Source organism: Raineya sp., from assembly GCF_053497555.1.
In genome coordinates, this window is sequence record NZ_JBRCWE010000064.1 from 21,900 (window position 1) to 38,777 (window position 16,878).

The 16,878-nt window shown below is 38.7% G+C and carries 13 protein-coding genes; 10 read left to right on the forward strand and 3 right to left on the reverse strand.

All coding sequences use genetic code 11. The features are described 5' to 3' along the window. The first annotated feature begins 5 nt into the window (after nucleotides 1-5). The 9 genes from ACWITO_RS08340 (at nucleotide 6) to ACWITO_RS08380 (ending at nucleotide 12,619) form a co-directional block, all read left to right on the forward strand. Nucleotides 6-1,289: a sigma-54 interaction domain-containing protein gene (locus tag ACWITO_RS08340; protein WP_448529538.1), complete on the forward strand. Its 1,284-nt coding sequence runs from the start codon at nucleotides 6-8 to the stop codon at nucleotides 1,287-1,289. 57 nt (nucleotides 1,290-1,346) lie between these two features. After that, complete coding sequence (locus tag ACWITO_RS08345) at nucleotides 1,347-2,051, forward strand: outer membrane beta-barrel protein (protein WP_448529539.1); 705 nt, start codon at nucleotides 1,347-1,349, stop codon at nucleotides 2,049-2,051. A 256-nt stretch (nucleotides 2,052-2,307) separates the two neighbouring features. Beyond that, nucleotides 2,308-5,367 (forward strand): PD-(D/E)XK nuclease family protein, encoded by a 3,060-nt coding sequence (locus tag ACWITO_RS08350; protein ID WP_448529540.1) that lies wholly within the window; start codon nucleotides 2,308-2,310, stop codon nucleotides 5,365-5,367. 63 nt (nucleotides 5,368-5,430) lie between these two features. Beyond that, nucleotides 5,431-6,750, forward strand: coding sequence for a Na+/H+ antiporter NhaA (gene nhaA, locus ACWITO_RS08355; RefSeq protein WP_448529541.1), 1,320 nt, complete (start codon nucleotides 5,431-5,433; stop codon nucleotides 6,748-6,750). An 81-nt stretch (nucleotides 6,751-6,831) separates the two neighbouring features. Next, nucleotides 6,832-8,175 carry a hypothetical protein gene (locus tag ACWITO_RS08360; RefSeq protein ID WP_448529542.1) on the forward strand — a complete coding sequence of 448 codons (1,344 nt, stop codon included), beginning with the start codon at nucleotides 6,832-6,834 and terminating at the stop codon, nucleotides 8,173-8,175. 68 nt (nucleotides 8,176-8,243) lie between these two features. Beyond that, nucleotides 8,244-8,831 (forward strand): RNA polymerase sigma factor, encoded by a 588-nt coding sequence (locus ACWITO_RS08365; protein ID WP_448529543.1) that lies wholly within the window; start codon nucleotides 8,244-8,246, stop codon nucleotides 8,829-8,831. Further along, nucleotides 8,818-10,089: a hypothetical protein gene (locus ACWITO_RS08370; RefSeq protein WP_448529544.1), complete on the forward strand. Its 1,272-nt coding sequence runs from the start codon at nucleotides 8,818-8,820 to the stop codon at nucleotides 10,087-10,089. Before ACWITO_RS08365 ends, ACWITO_RS08370 begins: the two co-directional genes overlap by 14 nt. A 38-nt stretch (nucleotides 10,090-10,127) precedes the next feature. Next, nucleotides 10,128-10,538: an acyl-CoA thioesterase gene (locus ACWITO_RS08375; RefSeq protein ID WP_448529545.1), complete on the forward strand. Its 411-nt coding sequence runs from the start codon at nucleotides 10,128-10,130 to the stop codon at nucleotides 10,536-10,538. Beyond that, a complete protein-coding gene (locus tag ACWITO_RS08380; protein ID WP_448529546.1) occupies nucleotides 10,535-12,619 on the forward strand; it encodes a BatA domain-containing protein in 2,085 nt (694 codons plus the stop codon). Before ACWITO_RS08375 ends, ACWITO_RS08380 begins: the two co-directional genes overlap by 4 nt. 19 nt (nucleotides 12,620-12,638) lie before the next feature. Here ACWITO_RS08380 and ACWITO_RS08385 read toward each other — a convergent pair whose 3' ends face one another. The 3 genes from ACWITO_RS08385 to ACWITO_RS08395 form a co-directional block, all read right to left on the reverse strand. Then, nucleotides 12,639-13,088, reverse strand: coding sequence for an Hsp20/alpha crystallin family protein (locus ACWITO_RS08385; RefSeq protein ID WP_448529547.1), 450 nt, complete (start codon nucleotides 13,086-13,088; stop codon nucleotides 12,639-12,641). Between the two features lie 106 nt (nucleotides 13,089-13,194). Then, entirely contained in the window at nucleotides 13,195-14,355 is a 1,161-nt protein-coding gene (locus ACWITO_RS08390; protein WP_448529548.1) for a trans-sulfuration enzyme family protein, read from the reverse strand. Between the two features lie 82 nt (nucleotides 14,356-14,437). Next, nucleotides 14,438-14,824, reverse strand: coding sequence for a DUF3127 domain-containing protein (locus ACWITO_RS08395; RefSeq protein ID WP_448529549.1), 387 nt, complete (start codon nucleotides 14,822-14,824; stop codon nucleotides 14,438-14,440). Between the two features lie 63 nt (nucleotides 14,825-14,887). Here ACWITO_RS08395 and ACWITO_RS08400 point away from each other — a divergent pair, with 63 nt between their 5' ends. Then, nucleotides 14,888-16,870, forward strand: a complete 1,983-nt coding sequence (locus ACWITO_RS08400; protein WP_448529550.1) for an NADH-quinone oxidoreductase subunit 5 family protein — start codon at nucleotides 14,888-14,890, stop codon at nucleotides 16,868-16,870. Nucleotides 16,871-16,878 lie beyond the last annotated feature (8 nt).

The following is a 16,878-nucleotide window of genomic DNA, read 5'->3' on the forward strand; positions in this document are numbered from 1 at the left end:
TTCCAATGATAACAAATTTAGACCTTCAAAGTATCAAGCAACGTTTCGGAATAGTAGGAAATGCCCCTTTGCTCAACCACGCCTTAGAAAGAGCTGTAATGGTTGCTCCTACCGAAATCAATGTGCTTATTACAGGCGAAAGCGGTGTGGGGAAGGAGTCTTTCTCTAAAATTATACATCAGCTAAGCCCCCGCAAACACAATGTCTTTACGGCTGTCAATTGTGGAGCAATTCCCGAAGGAACAATAGATTCAGAACTTTTCGGACACGAAAAAGGAGCTTTTACGGGAGCCGTAGAAAGCCGTAAAGGTTTTTTTGAAGTAACCAACGGAGGAACTATTTTTTTAGATGAAATCGGCGAGATGCCGCTGGCTACACAAGCACGCTTATTGCGTGTATTAGAATATGGAGAGTTTATCAAAGTAGGTTCTTCCAAAGTCCAAAAAACTGATGTACGAGTAGTAGCGGCAACAAATGTCAATTTAGAAGAGGCTATCCGTAAAGGCAAGTTTCGTGAAGATTTGTACTATCGTCTGAGCACCGTTCCCATTTACGTACCTGCCTTGCGTGAAAGAGGCAATGATGTACTATTGCTTTTCAGAAAGTTTGCCACCGATTTTGCTGAAAAATATCGCAGAGACCCCATAGAACTAAACGAAGAAGCAAAAAATATCATTCTGAACTATCGTTTTCCCGGAAATATTCGCCAACTGAAAAACCTTGTGTATGATCTTTCTATCACCGCCGAAAGCCAAATCATTACAGCTGACATTCTACAAAAATACTTACCCAAAGCTATCCATAACAACTTACCCGCTCTTGTAGAAAACGAAAACCAACAGCAAACCTTTTCCGATAGAGAATTGCTCTATAAAGTGCTTTTTGATATGCGTAAAGATGTTACAGAACTAAAAAAGTTGGTCTTGCAGATGCTTACAAGCGGTAGTTCGCTTGCAGGAGCAGAAATTCTCAAAAACCACCAAGACTTGTTCAAAGAAGTACAGGGCTTTCCTGCGGTAGTATCTAGCGAAAGCAATATAGGTAATAAAGTAGTCCTGCCTGTCATTCAGTCCGAAAGTAGTGTCATTCCTTTTTCGGAATCTACCGAACAAATTGAAGATATTCCACACGAAACAGAGGAAGAAACCCTTTCTTTGGAAAAGAAGGAGAAAGAGCTAATTATCAAAGCGTTAAAACAACACAACGGTAAACGCAAGTACGCCGCCGAAGATTTAGGCATTTCGGAAAGAACCCTTTACAGGAAAATCAAAAAATATGGACTTGAATAGTTTGGCACGCTATTTGTGATAATTGCTTTCAGTTTTTTAACCTAAACCCAAAAAACTATGTTGAAAAAATTTTCTATTCTCGCTTCCTTCGTAGCCACTTTTGGTGTAGCTACCTCTTTTGCTCAAACTGCTCAAGGTACTTTGTACTTAGGTGGTGGATTGGGCTTTACCACGTCTTCAAACAAAGAAACTAGATCCACAGGTAGCACTACTACTTCTATTGATGGTCCTAAAAGTACAAGTTTCTCTATTGTACCCGGTGTAGGTTATTTTATCGCTGATAAACTTGCTGTCGGTATTGATATTTCGTTCCTAAACGAATCAGAAAAAGAACCCTATGAAGGACCTGGTGCTCAAACCGGCGACTACAATAAAGTAAGTGGTAACCTCATTAGCTTCACTCCTTATGCAAGAAAATTCTTTATGCTCAGCGATAATTTCGGTTTCACAGGAACTTTTGGTGTAGGTGTAGGGTTTGGCAGTTCAAAAACTGAATCTAAAAGAGGAAGTACTACTGTAACCAATGACGGACCTAAAGTAACTGCTCTTGAAGTTGGCATCACCCCCGGTCTTGTATTTTTCCCTACTAACAAAGTTGGTTTAGAAGCTAACTTCGGTTTTGTAGGTTTCTCTTCAAGAACTCAGAAAGCAACTACTGGCGGTGGCGGAGAAGTAAAATCTACTGATACTTCTTTCGGTTTCGGAGCTAATTCTATCCAATCTACTTTCTCACTTGGCTTCCGTTACTACTTGGCTAAGTAACATTTCCTAACTTGTAACATAACAAAATAGCAAGGACACTCTGTTCCTTGCTATTTTTTTCATTATAGCGAAATACTAAACTTTCAGTTTTTTTACAAAATTGCTTCTTGAAAATTTTCCCTTTACATACTATCTAGTACCAAGAAATCAAATCCTGTAAATCCTGAAAATCATTTTAATCTTGTCATAAGATTTGCTTTTCCCTTGGAATTTTGCTTATTTGCAAAAGCAACTATCTAACAAAATCGCTTTTCCTATGACTTTTTTGGAGAAAACCTGTGAGTATCTGCTCGAAAATCATCAAAATTTGCCCAATATCTGTGTGCTTGTGCCTTCCCGAAGAGCTATGCGTTCTTTGCGTTTAGAATTTCGGAAGAAAAAAATAGAAAAAGACCAAATGCCTACGGTATATCCCATTGAGGATTTCGTAAGCCGAACCTATGAAAAAAGTGATTTAATTGAACAACTCTTGCTTTTGCAAAAAACGGCTTATGAAATTTTAGGCAAATCTATGCAATCGCAACAGCCCAGTGACAATTTGCTTTCGTGGCTTCCTGTACTTCTCAAAGATTTCAACCTGATAGACCAAAATCTTGTTGATGCCGAAAAACTCTTTGTCAATTTAGCAGATATTGAAAGAATGAAGTCTTGGGAAATAGACGAAACCCGAAAAAAATACGTCCAAGACAAACTCAAATATTATTTTGAATTTTGGGATAAGCTATTTGAAATTTACAGGCAGTTTAAGCAAAATTTAGCAGATCAGAATTTGGCTTATTTGGGAATGGTTTATCGCAAACTAGCCGAAAACATACAAATTTGGCTCAAAAATGGATACGAGCATTACTACTTTGTGGGTTTTAGTGCTTTCAGCAAAGCCGAAGAGAAAATCATTGATGAATTGCTTGCCCTGAACAAAGCTACCCTGCTTTGGGATACCGATTCTTTTTATATGGAGCATACAGGCGAAAATCAGGCGGGTAAGTGGCTAAAAAAATATAAGCAAAAATGGCAAAATTGGCTTTGGCAAGAAAACTTTTTGCTATCGCAAGCGAAAAAAATAGAAATTATCGCTACGGGTAGTTATAGTTTGCAAGCACAAGTGGCTCAGAACGTTCTCAATAAATGGGATAAAGAAAGTCGCTCACGCAAACGCACCGTGATTGTAATGCCTGACGAAAATATGCTTTTACCACTACTGCATAGCATTTCAGAAGAAAATTACAACATTACCTTAGGTTTGAGTTTGCAAAAATCAACTTTATTTAACCTCATTTCTCTACTTTTTGAACTGCAACAAACCCGCAAAGAACATAAATGGAAAGCCAAAGATAAAGATGGCAAAAGCGTAGATAAGCATACTTTTGTGTATCATTACAGCAATGTTGCCAAGATTCTCACACACCCTTTTGTCCGAAAATTTGAGCAAATTTTGCTCAAAAAACATCTTTTGCCTGCTCATCAAAGTTTTTTGCGTTTGGCTCGCAAGTATTTGGTGCAATACAACAAAGTTTTGAGCAAATCTTGGGAACTCAAAAAATTACCCGAAACTTTGCTTAAAAATGAGCCTGACGAAGCCATAAAAAGCTCTTTACAACCCTTTTATACCGAAATGCAAACGCTCTGCAAGTTGCTTTTTAGCTCTTGGGATTTGCAAAAAGTAACTTCTATTTTGCTTCATTTGGAGCGTATTATGCTATTTTTTGAAAAAACTTTTGAAAATGAGCAAGATGATTTGGAGCGGTTTTATATCAAGAAGTTTAAGCAGATTTTTGCAAGAATGCGTAAAATACTCAAAAAACGCAATTTCAATATTGATTTCCGCACTTTTAGAAACTTTTTGTTTCAGCTTGCACGCGAAGAGCGTATTCCTTTTGAAAGTAGCGTAGATAATCGCCTGCAAATTATGGGAGTGCTTGAAACCCGTACACTGGATTTTGAGCAAATCATTGTAGTAGCCGCCAACGAAGGCACTTTCCCTACGGTTCAGAAAAACAAATCGCTTATTCCTTATGATATAGCCAAAGCATTTGGCTTGCCTACTTACGAGGATTACGAGGCTATGCACAGCTATTATTTTTACCGCCTTTTGCAAAGAGCCGAAAAGGTTGCCCTCATCTATTGTACTTCCAAAAATGTTTCATTGGTAGGAAATAGTGAAGTAAGCCGTTATGCTTGGCAGTTAGAATACGACTTGGCTCAAAAAAATCCTAAAATAGCTATACAAAAAACGAGTGTTGTCTTTCCTGCTGTTCCCAAAAATCAGCAAGATGATTTGCGTATTGAAAAAAACGAGGAGATTTTAGAAATTATCAAGCAAAAACTGCAAAGTCAGCTCTCTCCTACTGCCATTGATTCTTTTATCCGTTGTTCTTTGCAATATTATTTCAATTACGTGGCAGGTATCAAAGAAGCCAAAGAAGTTCGCGACGAAATAGAAGCCGATACACTCGGAAGCATTGTTCATCACGTTTTGGAAGATATTTTCTTTGAAATTGGCGAAAATAAACAAGTTTCAGCAAAAGATTTGCGAGAAGTTTTGCCTCAAATTCCTGAAAGAGTGAAGCAGAAATTTAAGGAAACAGCTCACCTTTATACACAAGAAGCCATTATTGGGAATAATCTTATCGCTCAAGAAGTTGCTATTTTGTACGTAAAAAACTTTTTAGAAAAGCAAATAGCCGAATTGGAAGACGATAGCAATAAATTGGAAGAAAACCCTACTTTTGAAATTTTGAGTTTGGAAAATAAGCACGAACTTTTACGGATTGAACCTGCTATTTTCCGTTACCAATACAATGGCGAAAGCCTTGATGTACGTCTGCGAGGGATTGTGGATAGAGTAGATAAAATTAGCGGTACTTTGCGAATTATTGACTATAAAACAGGAAAAGTTGAAAAAAAAGATGTAAAAATAGACCTTACCGAATTGCTTTCTATTGCCGATAATCCTGATATGGGTAAAATTAGGCAATTATGGCTTTACAAGTACCTTTTACAAAAAAATTTGGATAGCAATCCTCAATGGAAAACTTATCAGAATGCCCCTATTGAAGCGGGAATTTACAGCCTTCGCAACCCCACCAAAGAATTGCTTGCCCTGCACGCCCCTACCAAATCCAAAGAAAAGGATAAAGATAGAAGCAATCCCGAAAGTATTCGCCTGAATGATAAGGAGTGGTTTTATCAGAAAACCGAAGATTGGCTCAGCAAAGTAATCCATAAAATGCTGGACAAAGACTTGCCTTTTGAAAAAACTGATAATTTGAGCATCTGCGAATTTTGTATCTACAAGAATATCTGTGGGCGAGGCTGATATTCCAAACAAAATTATCTTTGGCGTGTTTATGTAATAATCAGTGGTACAAATGCTTTTATTATGCAAACACGTAAAGTTCCTTTTAATTGGCTCGTCAAACCACTGAAACGCTTTATCAATAATAGTGCGTTCAGTGGTATTTTGCTTTTTTCTGCCACTATTTTAGCAATGATTATTGCTAATTCCCCTTGGGCAGAGGCTTTTCATCATTTCTGGGAAATTGAATTTGCCATAGGAACGGAAAAATTTTTGATGAAGCAGTCCTTGCATCATTGGATAAATGACGGATTGATGTCCATATTCTTTTTTGTAGTGGGTTTAGAGCTAAAACGTGAGCTACTTGCAGGGGAGCTACGAAATCCTAAAAATGCTATATTGCCTATCATAGCGGCTATTTGTGGTATGCTATTTCCTGCTTTGATTTACATTATGTTTAACCCCAACTTACCTACTCAAAAAGGCTGGGGAATACCAATGGCTACGGATATAGCTTTTGCTTTGGGAGTATTGTATCTGCTCGGCGATAAAGTACCCACAACGGTTAAAGTGTTTCTAACAACCATTGCTATAGTAGATGATTTAGGGGCTGTACTTGTTATAGCTATTTTTTACACTTCTGAAATCAATGTAAATAGCTTGATTACGGCGGGGGTTTTTCTTTTGGTGCTGATAGTTGCCAATCGTTTAGGAGTACGAAAAACTTGGTTTTATGGAATTATAGGCATAGGAGGCATTTGGGTATCTTTTTCAATGTCAGGAGTACATCCTACAATCTCGGCGGTTTTGTTGGCTTTTACTATACCTGCACGTACTTATATTGATGAGGAAAAATACTTGTATAAGCTAAATTACCTAATTGATGAGTTCAAAAAAGCACAAACTACCCATTTACCTGTGGTTACTCACGAGCAAATAGAAATCGTTGAGAAAATGCGAGAAGTTGGGAAAAGGTTTTTGCCACCATTGCAAAGGTTAGAGTATATTTTACACCCTTGGGTAGCCTATTTGGTAATGCCTATTTTTGCGTTAAGTAACGCAGGAGTAAAAATTTCGCAAGAATCTTTAAGTTATCTCACTTCCAACATTACGTTAGGAATAACCTTCGGCTTACTATTGGGAAAATTTTTAGGTATTAGCGGTATTTCTTGGCTTCTACATAGGCTCAAATGGGTTAGGTTGCACCCTGATATTTCTTTGAAGTACCTTGTAGGTGTTGGATTTTTATCAGGGATAGGTTTTACAATGTCCTTATTTATTGCTGAACTTGCCTCGCAAGAAGAAATATTCTTGGTACAGGCTAAACTTGGCATTTTACTTGCTTCTATCTTGGCAGGTGGATTGGGATATTTTTTTATCAGGAGAGCTACAAAAAATATGTGATTTATTTTGCTAATTTTCACCTTTTTACTAACTTTGTTGGAACTTTTTTCCATAGACTTATGAAACTCAAACTTTACTCCAATGAAAAAACTACTTGTGAGCAGTTTGCTACTAATGCAAACTTATGCCTTTGCTCAAACCGAAAAGCAAGATTTTCTTTCTTTTACGCCTCCTGCTGGTTGGCAACGTAGCACTCCCTATCAAACTATCACTTACGAAGACAAACGCAATACTAACGTGCAATATGCTTTTGTGCAGGTGCATCGTAGCTTAGCAAGTTCGGGGAATGCACAAGCCAATTATGAGCATTTTTGGAAAGAGCTTATCACAGCTACTTATCAGCAAACCGCCCCCAAACCTGAAATCACAAGTAAAAACGGCTGGGTAGTACTTACAGGTAAAAGTTCAGTATATTATTCGGGAGTCAGATACACGGCTATACTGCAAGTTTTTAATAGCCCCGAAAAAACCTTGCCTATCTTTATTTTGTACGATAAAGATAGCTACCAAACGGAAGTCAGTCGTTTTTTGGCAAGTATTCAAGTTCCTCAAATCGGTGCAAGCCATTCGCAATCGCAGGCAAATAGTACCTCGCCCACCCCCAATAGCACCTCTTCAAAAATAAAAATTACCTATCCTACTACCAATTTTGATGATGGTTGGGTTTCGGTTTTGGAAGATAATTTTGTAAGAACCAGCAAAGCTAATTTAGAGGTACGATTATACTACCCTGACAAAGAAATCATAGACAGATACCCCAACGGAAGTGGCAAAACGCTTGAACAATATCTTTTAGAAACACTTCTGGGGCAAGAGTTTCAATTTCTACAATGGTACGAAAGACGAAAAGATGCTTTTGCATACGGCGAGTCTGATATTTTTGAAGCCAATGCCAAAGAAAAACGTTCAGGTAGAAATGCTTATGTGGCTCTTGCTTCCGTTTTTGATAACGGCATTTGCCAGCCTGTTGCTATCATTGCTCCCAGCAAAGAACTTTTGTATGCCTCTTTTCCAAACTACAAAGCTATGGAAGCAATGACCGCCTACAATAAATTTGCTGTTGGCAAAAACGATTTGCTCGGAGGCACTTGGATAAGTAGCGGAGCTTCGTTGAGTAATTACTACAATATTTACACAGGTGCTTTCGTAGGTTCAAGCACTACGGCAACCACTGATGATTTTGTGTTCAAAGCCAATGATACCTATCAAAGCGAACACGGTATTTACCATAATGGAAAATATACCAAACAAAACTATAATGGTAAATTTACTATCAATCAGTGGAGTATAACCGCCACAAATCGTTTCAATAACGAAACCAGCGATTTCTGGTGCGAATTTAGGGCTGTAAAAGGCGGTGTAATACTCGTAATGGTCAATAAAAAATACACAGGGCAACGCTATACGCTCGCTTTGAAAAGGTAAAGAGTTTTCAAGTATTTTTACAAAGACTACTTTACAAAATTTTTCTTTTTCCTGCAAAACTCTTATCTTTGCTTAAATTTTCCTTAAAAATGCCTTTTGATGAAGCCAATATTGTAGCGGCTTGCCGCAAGCAATGCCCCAAAGCTCAACGCAAACTCTACGAACATTTTGCCTCCAAAATGTTTGCAGTAGCTTTACGTTATACTTCGGGTAGGCTTGAAGCAGAAGATGTTTTGCAGGAAAGTTTTATCAAGGTATTTCAGCATATTCAAACTTTTCGGGGCGAATGTAGTTTAGAACATTGGATAAAGAAAATTGTTATCAACACGGCTCTCAAACAAAATCGTAGTAAATTGTATTTGTTCCCTGCTTTTGATGTGCAGGATTTACCCGAAGAATACCAAGAAACTTGTGAAATTGTAGAAAATTTGCAGTATGAAGATTTGCTTGGTATGGTACAACAATTAGCACCCCGCTACCGAGTAGTTTTCAACTTGTATGCCATAGAAGGCTATCAGCACAACGAAATAGCTGAAATGCTTGGTATCAGCGAAGGTACTTCTAAATCGCAATATGCAAGGGCAAAGCAAATTCTCAAAGAGATGATTTTGCAAGAAAGCACCCAAACACAAAAGCCAAATTATGAGAGGTCTTAGAAATTTTGAACAAATTTGGCAACAAAAAATGCTCAATGCCTCTATTAGTCCTTCGAATAGAGTGTGGGAGGCAATTGCCTTGCAAATTGATGAAAAACGCCAACAAAGACGCAAGAAAATCATTGCTTGGTGGGCGGCGGCGGTGCTGGCTCTCTTTCTAGGCGATGGTGAGCTTTTGTACCAAAGCCAAGGACTTATCGGTAGATGGTTTGGTGAAAAATCTACCTTCAATGCCGAAATTATTCAACATACAGAAATCACTTCTAACAATACTCTTATCGCTACTCCGCTCAAAAATACTCACAATTTGCATAAAAAAGAGGTCGCACAAATACCTAATTCTACTGAAACAGAGCAAAAAAATCACGTAGCTTTACAAGCCGAAGCCGAATTTGAAACCGAAAAGGAAGCAGTTTTACCCAAAAAACACCAACAAGAACTCACTAATGAAAAAGTTGGCACTCCCAAAGCCAAACGCTGGTGGGTACAAAGAAATGCCAGTATAGGCAGTTTCCGCCAAAATTGGTATTATACGCCTTCGCCCAATTTGGCAGGACGTATGCTTTCTACCCCACAAGAGCAACTTATGCTCAAAAGAGAAGAAAATTTACTGAAAGAAATAGCTACCTACCGAACCCTTTGCACGTGGGCAATAGGTACAGATTTAGGCTTTCAAATCAATAAAAATTGGTATGTAAGTAGCGGATTTCAATGGCGAAGCAATTATGCTATTTTCCAAAGCAATGCCCCCGTGCCTATCATTGCCAAATTTTATGGAAATGTACCCAATTTAGATGCTGAAACTCCCCCCGCCAGTACAATAGTTTCTCCACCCGCAATTGAAATGGTAGAAGGCGAGCTAAATCAGGTAAGTGCTTTGCCTGCTATACCAGAAGCAGAAATTACCTATCGCCATACCACCGAATTTATCAACATTCCTCTGAAAGTAGGCTATCAGGTGCAAAAAAACAAATGGCGTTATGCCGTAGCCCTAGGCACAGAAGCCAGTTTTCTGGTGAATAGCATATTTTCATCTGAAAAGGCAACTTATTCAAGTGTATTTCAGAAAGTAAATCGGATTCAGTATGCGGGGCTTGCCGAGCTACAAATAGGCTATCAAGTTGCTCCCAAACTTTATTTACAAGTCAGCCCTTCGTTTAGAAATACCTTTACACCCCTTTTCAAAGATTATTCTGCTTTGCAAGTGCAAAATCAGCAAAGTTGGTTTGTGGGAGTTGGGCTTCAAAAAAGGTTATAGACATAGGAAAGTTTTATAGCGTTAAAAAATAAGTTTTGATGTATCAGTCATATACCCAGCTTCGTGTTCGCTATGCCGAAACTGACCAAATGAAATATGTATATTACGGCAATTATGCCATTTACTTTGAAGTAGCAAGGGTTGAGTGTTTGCGAAATCTTGGTCTGGATTACAAAAGCCTTGAAAACGAACATAAAATAATGATGCCTGTTTTAGAGCATTATTCTCGCTATCTCAAACCCGCTCTCTACGACGACCTGCTCACTATCCGTGTAAATATCCCCGAACTTCCCCAAAGTCGCATACGTTTTGAATACGAAATCTTGCGAGAAAATACGCTTCTGCACAATGGTTATACTACGCTTGCGTTTATACATACAGAAACCCTGCGACCTGTGCGTTGCCCTGAAGTGCTTCTAAACCTGCTGAAACCTTATTTTGAAGTATGAGTTTTTTATATCCTGCCTTTCTGTGGGCTTTGTTTGCCCTTACCATTCCAATCATCATTCATATCTTCAATTTCCGAAGGCTAAAAAGGGTATATTTTACGAATGTTCGTTTCTTGAAAGAACTCAAAACCGAAACCAACTCTTTCAAAACATTACGAGAGTTGCTCATTTTGCTGATGCGTTTGGGCTTGGTGGCTTCTTTGGTACTCGCTTTTGCCCAACCTTTTTTACCCAACGAAAACCAAAAAACACTCTATAATGCGGGAAGCATCGCCAGTATCTATTTGGATAATTCGTATAGTATGCAAAATGAGCTAACACGCCGCAAATATCTTTCTTGGGCAAAAGAAAGTATTTCTGATTTGGTAAAAATCTTCCCGAAATCAGCTCAATTTCAACTTGTTACCAACGATTTTCGCAATCGTGAGCAGTTTACTATCAATGCCACCCGAGTAGAGGATATTTTAAGTGAAACCAATTTTTCCCCGCATAGTCGGGATTTGCAAGCCGTATATGCTCGTCAGCAGGCTCTTTTGAAACGTTTAGCCCCCAAAGAAAATAATCAGATTTTTTGGTTTTCCGATTTTCAAAAAAGTACACTGGGCAATTTGGAAAAATTAAGTTTGGATAGCACAATGCAGTTTTTTCTTGTGCCGCTCAAATCCGAGCAAAAAGCCAACCTCTATGTAGATTCGGCTTGGCTTGCCAATCCTTTCGTAAAGGCAAACGAGACGAATACACTTCTTTTTTCTGTAAAAAACGATTCCGAAACCCCTGTTCAAGATTTAGTAGCCCGCCTTTTCATTGATGAACTGCAAGTCTCTACTACTACTTTGGATATTGGTGCAAATGGAAAAATTACAGGTAGTTTCAACTTTATCACCCAAGAACGTGGTACGCGTAAAGGTAAAATTGTAATTGAAGATCAACCCATTACTTTTGATAATGACTATTTTTTTACGCTCAACGTAGCCCCTACGATACGCATTTCGTACCTGTACGCAGGAGGGGGCAACCCTTTTGTGCGTAGCGTATATGCCAGCGAAAAGAGTTTCAATCTTATCAGCTACGACCTCAGCACCTTCAATTACGATATTTTACCCAATACCGATTTGCTTATTTTAGACGGCTTACCCAACTTGCCTACTAAAATGCGTGATGAGTTGCAAAAATTTACGCTAAACGGCGGTAGCGTACTGATTTTTCCGAGCAGTAGCCCCGATATTACAAGCTATGCAGAAGTTTTGAGCAGTTTGGGTGTAAGAGGGTTGCAAAACGAAAAAATTGATTCTTTGGGAAAAAACTCTATCAAAACCTTACTTCCCCCCAATATCAACAATCCTTTTTATGAAGGCGTTTTTGAACAAAATCCTAAAAATGCCGATATGCCCTATGCCAATGCCGTAATGAGTTGGCTCGGTGTTAGCACACAACTTTTAGGTTTCAAGAATGGAAAAAGTTTTCTTTCAGAGTTCAGAAATGGCAGAGGGAAATTGTATTTGTGTGCCTCACCTCTGGAAAAACGCTATACCGATTTTCCTACCAATGCTCTTTTTGTGCCTATTATGTATAAAATTGCCTCTCGGAGCTTGGAGCAGAACGAAAAAATTGCCTACAACTTTCAGGAAAAAGTTATCTCGCTCAAAGTAGGCAAAAGCAACAAAAATCAAGTATTTAAGCTCAAAAATAGCAAAACTGAACTTTTGCCTGCTCAAAGAATGAATGGTGAGCAACTCATTATGGAATTACCCGAAGAAAGCCTTGAAGCGGGGCATTACGAGGTGGTAAATAACGATAAACAAGTAGTAGGTGCCGTAGCTTTCAACTACGATAAGCGAGAGTCGGTAATGCAATTTTACAGCCTTGATGAACTGAAAAAGATTTTTGCAGGCAGAAAAAATGTTCAAATCTATGAAAATATTGCCGATAAAAAGTTTATCCAAGATTTTCAGGAACGTAATATCGGCACGCCTCTGTGGAAGTATTTTATCTGGCTCGCCCTAATTTTCCTACTTGCCGAAGTTCTGATTATTCGTTTTTTCAAACAATGGCACAAAAAAAATGAGGCTCTTGTCAGCTAAAACAAGAGCCTTGTCCAATTTAGCTTACTTGAATAGTTTTGCTGTTTTTCTTGCTCTCTTTTTGCTTTTTGGGAATGTCTAAAATCAGCAAGCCATCTTTATATTCGGCTTTGATTTTATCGGCATCGGTGTTTTCGGGGAGCGAAAAGCTACGCATAAAACTTTCGTAGCGAAACTCGCGGCGGGTATAGTTTTCTTTTTCGTCTTTTTTCTCATCTTTTTGCTCACTGCTAATGCAGAGCATATTGTCTTTGACTTCAATTTTGAATTTATCTTTGGAAAATCCGGGTGCCGCCATTTCCAAAGTAAATTTCTCATCGTTTTCCTTCACATTTACCGCAGGAAGCGTTTTGGAAGCAAAATTAAACTTTGACCAATCAAAGAAATCATCTTTGAAAAAGCGGTCAAGCAAACTGGTACCTTCGCCAAAGAAGGAAGGCAACCATTCAGATGCTTTTACGAGTGCCATAATAACCTCCTTTTTTTAGTGTGGAACATAATTGTTGCTTCAAAAATAAGAAGCGTTGCTCGCCTGGGAAATGAGTTTTTTCAAAAAGGAGGATGATTTTTCTCAATCAGATTTGAGCAAGAGCCTGCTCTAAATCAGCGATAAGAGCATCACTTTCTTCCAAGCCAATATAAAACCGAACCAAACTCCAATGAAAAGGTGCAGTAGCATAATTTTCGGAAGTGAAAAGCGTACAGGCAGGGAAAATAAGCGACTCGTAACTGCCCCAAGAAGCGGCAAGCAAAAAGCGTTTGAGGCTATTGCAGAAACGTTCTACGGCTTCTATACTTTCTGCTTTTAGCTCTACGGAAAACTGCCCTGCGGGGGCTTTCATTTGCTTTTGGGCTAACTCATACTGCGGGTGCGAAGGGTGAAAAGGATAATACACTCGGCTCACTTTGGGGTGTGAGGCAAGAAAATTCACAATTTTAGGGGTAGTTTCGGCTACTCTTTGCATACGAATTGGCAGAGTTCGCAAGCCTCGTAAAATCAGCCAAGCATTAAAAGGCGAAATAATGCCTCCCAAAGTCATCAGCTCGCTTTCAAAAATTTTTTTCAAATGGGCTTTTGTACCACACAACACACCTCCCACAGTATCGCTATGCCCCGATAGATACTTGGTTGCAGAATGTACTATCATATCAATTCCCATAGTGGCAGGCTGTTGAAGGAGTGGCGTTGCATAGCTATTGTCCAAAATGGTAGCAAGTTTGTGCCTTTGAGCAATTTTCACAACTTCCTCAATATCCTGTAACTCAAAGGTGAAAGAATTGGGCGTTTCTAAAAAAAGTGCTTTTGTATTGGGTAAAATTGCTTTTTCATAATTTTCAGGGCTTGTGCCGTCTATCATTGTAGCACTTACCCCAAAGCGTTTGAGCCAAAGATTGAGCAGTTTGTTTGTCCAACTATAAGGTTTTTGCACACAAACTATGTGGTCGCCTGTTTGCACTACCGAAAGCACTGCCGCCGCAATTGCCGCACTACCGCTGGCAAAAATAAGAGCATCTTCGGTAGCTTCCAAAGCCGCCATTTTTTTACGCAAAATATCCGTAGTAGCATTGTTGCCACGCGTGTAGAAAGGCGTTTCCGATTCTTTGGCAAGACTCTGACGCATAGCCTCTACATTGGGAAAGCAAGACATTGCAGTCTGAAATATCGGAGGAGCTACGGAATATAGATAGTCTTCGCGTTCTTCGCCCAATTCGTTGATGATGTAAGATAAATCCATCAGCAATTTGTTTTAAGTTTAATTTGTACTACAAACAGGATATTAGATTTTAGACGCCAGACATAAACCTTATAGATATTTTTCAAAACGGTAAATCGTCATCTTGCCCTTCGGCGGCGAGAATATCCAAGTTTATGGTTTCATTTTCAGGTTGGGGGCTGATGATACCACCTTTTTCCTGCTCCTTGCGAGTGAGGTTATCTATCTGATATGCAGTAATATCGCTATACCATTTGCCATTATACTCCCTTGAAGCCACATTGAACATTACACGCACTTCGTCGCCAACTTCTACGGCTTCTGTTTCCAATTGCTTGATTTTCTCGTTCCACAAGGCAAAACATACCTTTTTCGGATAGGCTTCGGCGGTTTCTACGACAAAATCTTTGCGTTTCCATTCGCCATTTTTGCTTGCCCCTGTCTGTTCTTCCAAAATTTTGAGAACTTTCCCTTTGATTTCAAAACTCATAGCTTTGCTTTTGGGTTTTGCTAAAAATTTCTGCAATTTTACGCAATATTTTTCAAAACCGCTATGATTGCCCTGCTTTTCTTGCAACTGATATTAGCTTTTTTGATTCTTGCTTTTCTGAAAAATAAGCCCAAACTTGTGCTATCGGTAAGCCTTTTGAGTGCTTTGCTCAATGTTTTGCTTTGTGGAGCGGCTTTCAAGGAATTTTGGCTACAAGGCTTCGTTTGGAAAGTAGCTTGGGTGCAATTTGCTTCCTTAAACTTTGGGATTGCATTGGGCAAATTTGAACTGCTGATGCTTCTCTTGGTAGCCCTGATAGCGTTTTTGGTTACTATTTTTTCTTACGCTTATATGCGTAACGATAAAAATTTTCACTTGTATTTTGCATATCTTTTGCTTTTTGTGTTTGCAATGCAAATGCTTGTGCTTTCCGAAAATTTACTTCAAACCTATATTTTTTGGGAACTTGTAGGTTTTTGCTCTTATCTGCTCATCGGCTTTTGGCGAGAAAAAAGTGAAGCCGTCAAGGCTTCGCGTAAGGCTTTTTTAGTGAATAGGGTTGGAGATGTAGGTTTTTTAATAGGGATTTTTCTCGTTTTTGGGCAGTTTCATACACTTTCTTTTGCAGAAATAGAAATTTTGCTTGCTCAAAAAAATGTTTCAACAGCATTGCTTAGCCTGATAGGCATTTGTATTTTTTTAGGAGCAATGGCAAAATCGGCACAAGTACCCCTGCACGTATGGCTTCCTGACGCAATGCAAGGACCCACACCCATATCGGCTCTCTTGCACGCCGCCACGATGGTTGCGGCAGGAGTATTTTTAGTTGGCAAAATTTTCTTTTTGCTTACGCCTTGGGCTCTGCAATTTGTGCAAATTGTAGGGCTGGCGAGTATGCTTTTGGGGGCTTACAAGGCACTTTTTCAGAGCAATATCAAGAAAGTTTTGGCATATTCTACAATTTCCCAACTGGGGCTGATGTTTCTTGCTATTGGCACAGGCAATCGCGAAGCAGGGCTTTTTCATCTTTTTACACACGCTTTTTTCAAGGCAGGACTATTTTTATGTGCAGGGGTAGTGCTTCATCATACGCATCATTTTGCCGAAAAAGTACATACAGATAGCGAAAATATGTATCTGCTCGGGGGATTGCGAAAAAAAATGTCTTGGCTTTTTGCTTTTTACACTATTTTTATGGCTTCGCTTTTGGGTTTGCCTTTTACGGCAGGCTTTCTTTCCAAGGAAATGATACTTGATAGCCTTTGGCATAACGCAACTACGCCTTTTCAGGTTTTTGTATTTGCCCTCGCTTTGGTAGGTTTCGGACTTACTGCGTTCTATATTGCCCAACAATACAGAGCCTTGTTTTTTGGAAAATTTCACTTGCAAACCTTTTTCCCAAATCTCAACTTTCATTTTGAAAAACCCATTTTTAGTTTTGCTTTTCCGCTTTCCTTGCTTGCTTTGGGTAGCTTTTGGATAGTTTTTTCATTCAATCCTTTTTCAGTAAAAAATGCTTGGATAAGCGAAATTTTGATATTTTCTGAAAAACAAAGCCCAGTATATTTACCTTTTTTGGCTTTATCGGTTACTTTGCTTGGCTTTTGGATAGGGTTTCAGAAACAAGCGGCGTTTGAGGCAAAAAAGCGTTTGTTTTCTCAAAAATTATTCGTTTGGCAACTACAAATTTTTCGCTTTTCAAAGGTTTTTGTGAGAAAAATCTTACTCACGGGGCTTGCTACTATCAAAGTTTTTCAGAGTTCTGCCCAAGTTGCCCAAATCGTTGTGATTTTTGCTCAAAAATTGCATAAACTTGAAAAATTTTGGAACAGATTTTTGAATAATTTGGCAAAGTTGCAAGTAGTCTTGGCTCATATTATTCATTGGACTGATAGAGCCTTGATAGACGGCTTTTTGCATTTTTTGCTTTGGATTGGCAGAAGTTTTGGTAATTTTGTCCGAAATTTGCAAGGGAAAGAGATTCAGAGCTATTGGTTTTTTACACTTTTGGTTTTAATTGTAATTTTATATTGGATAGCAAGTTAGTTTTATTT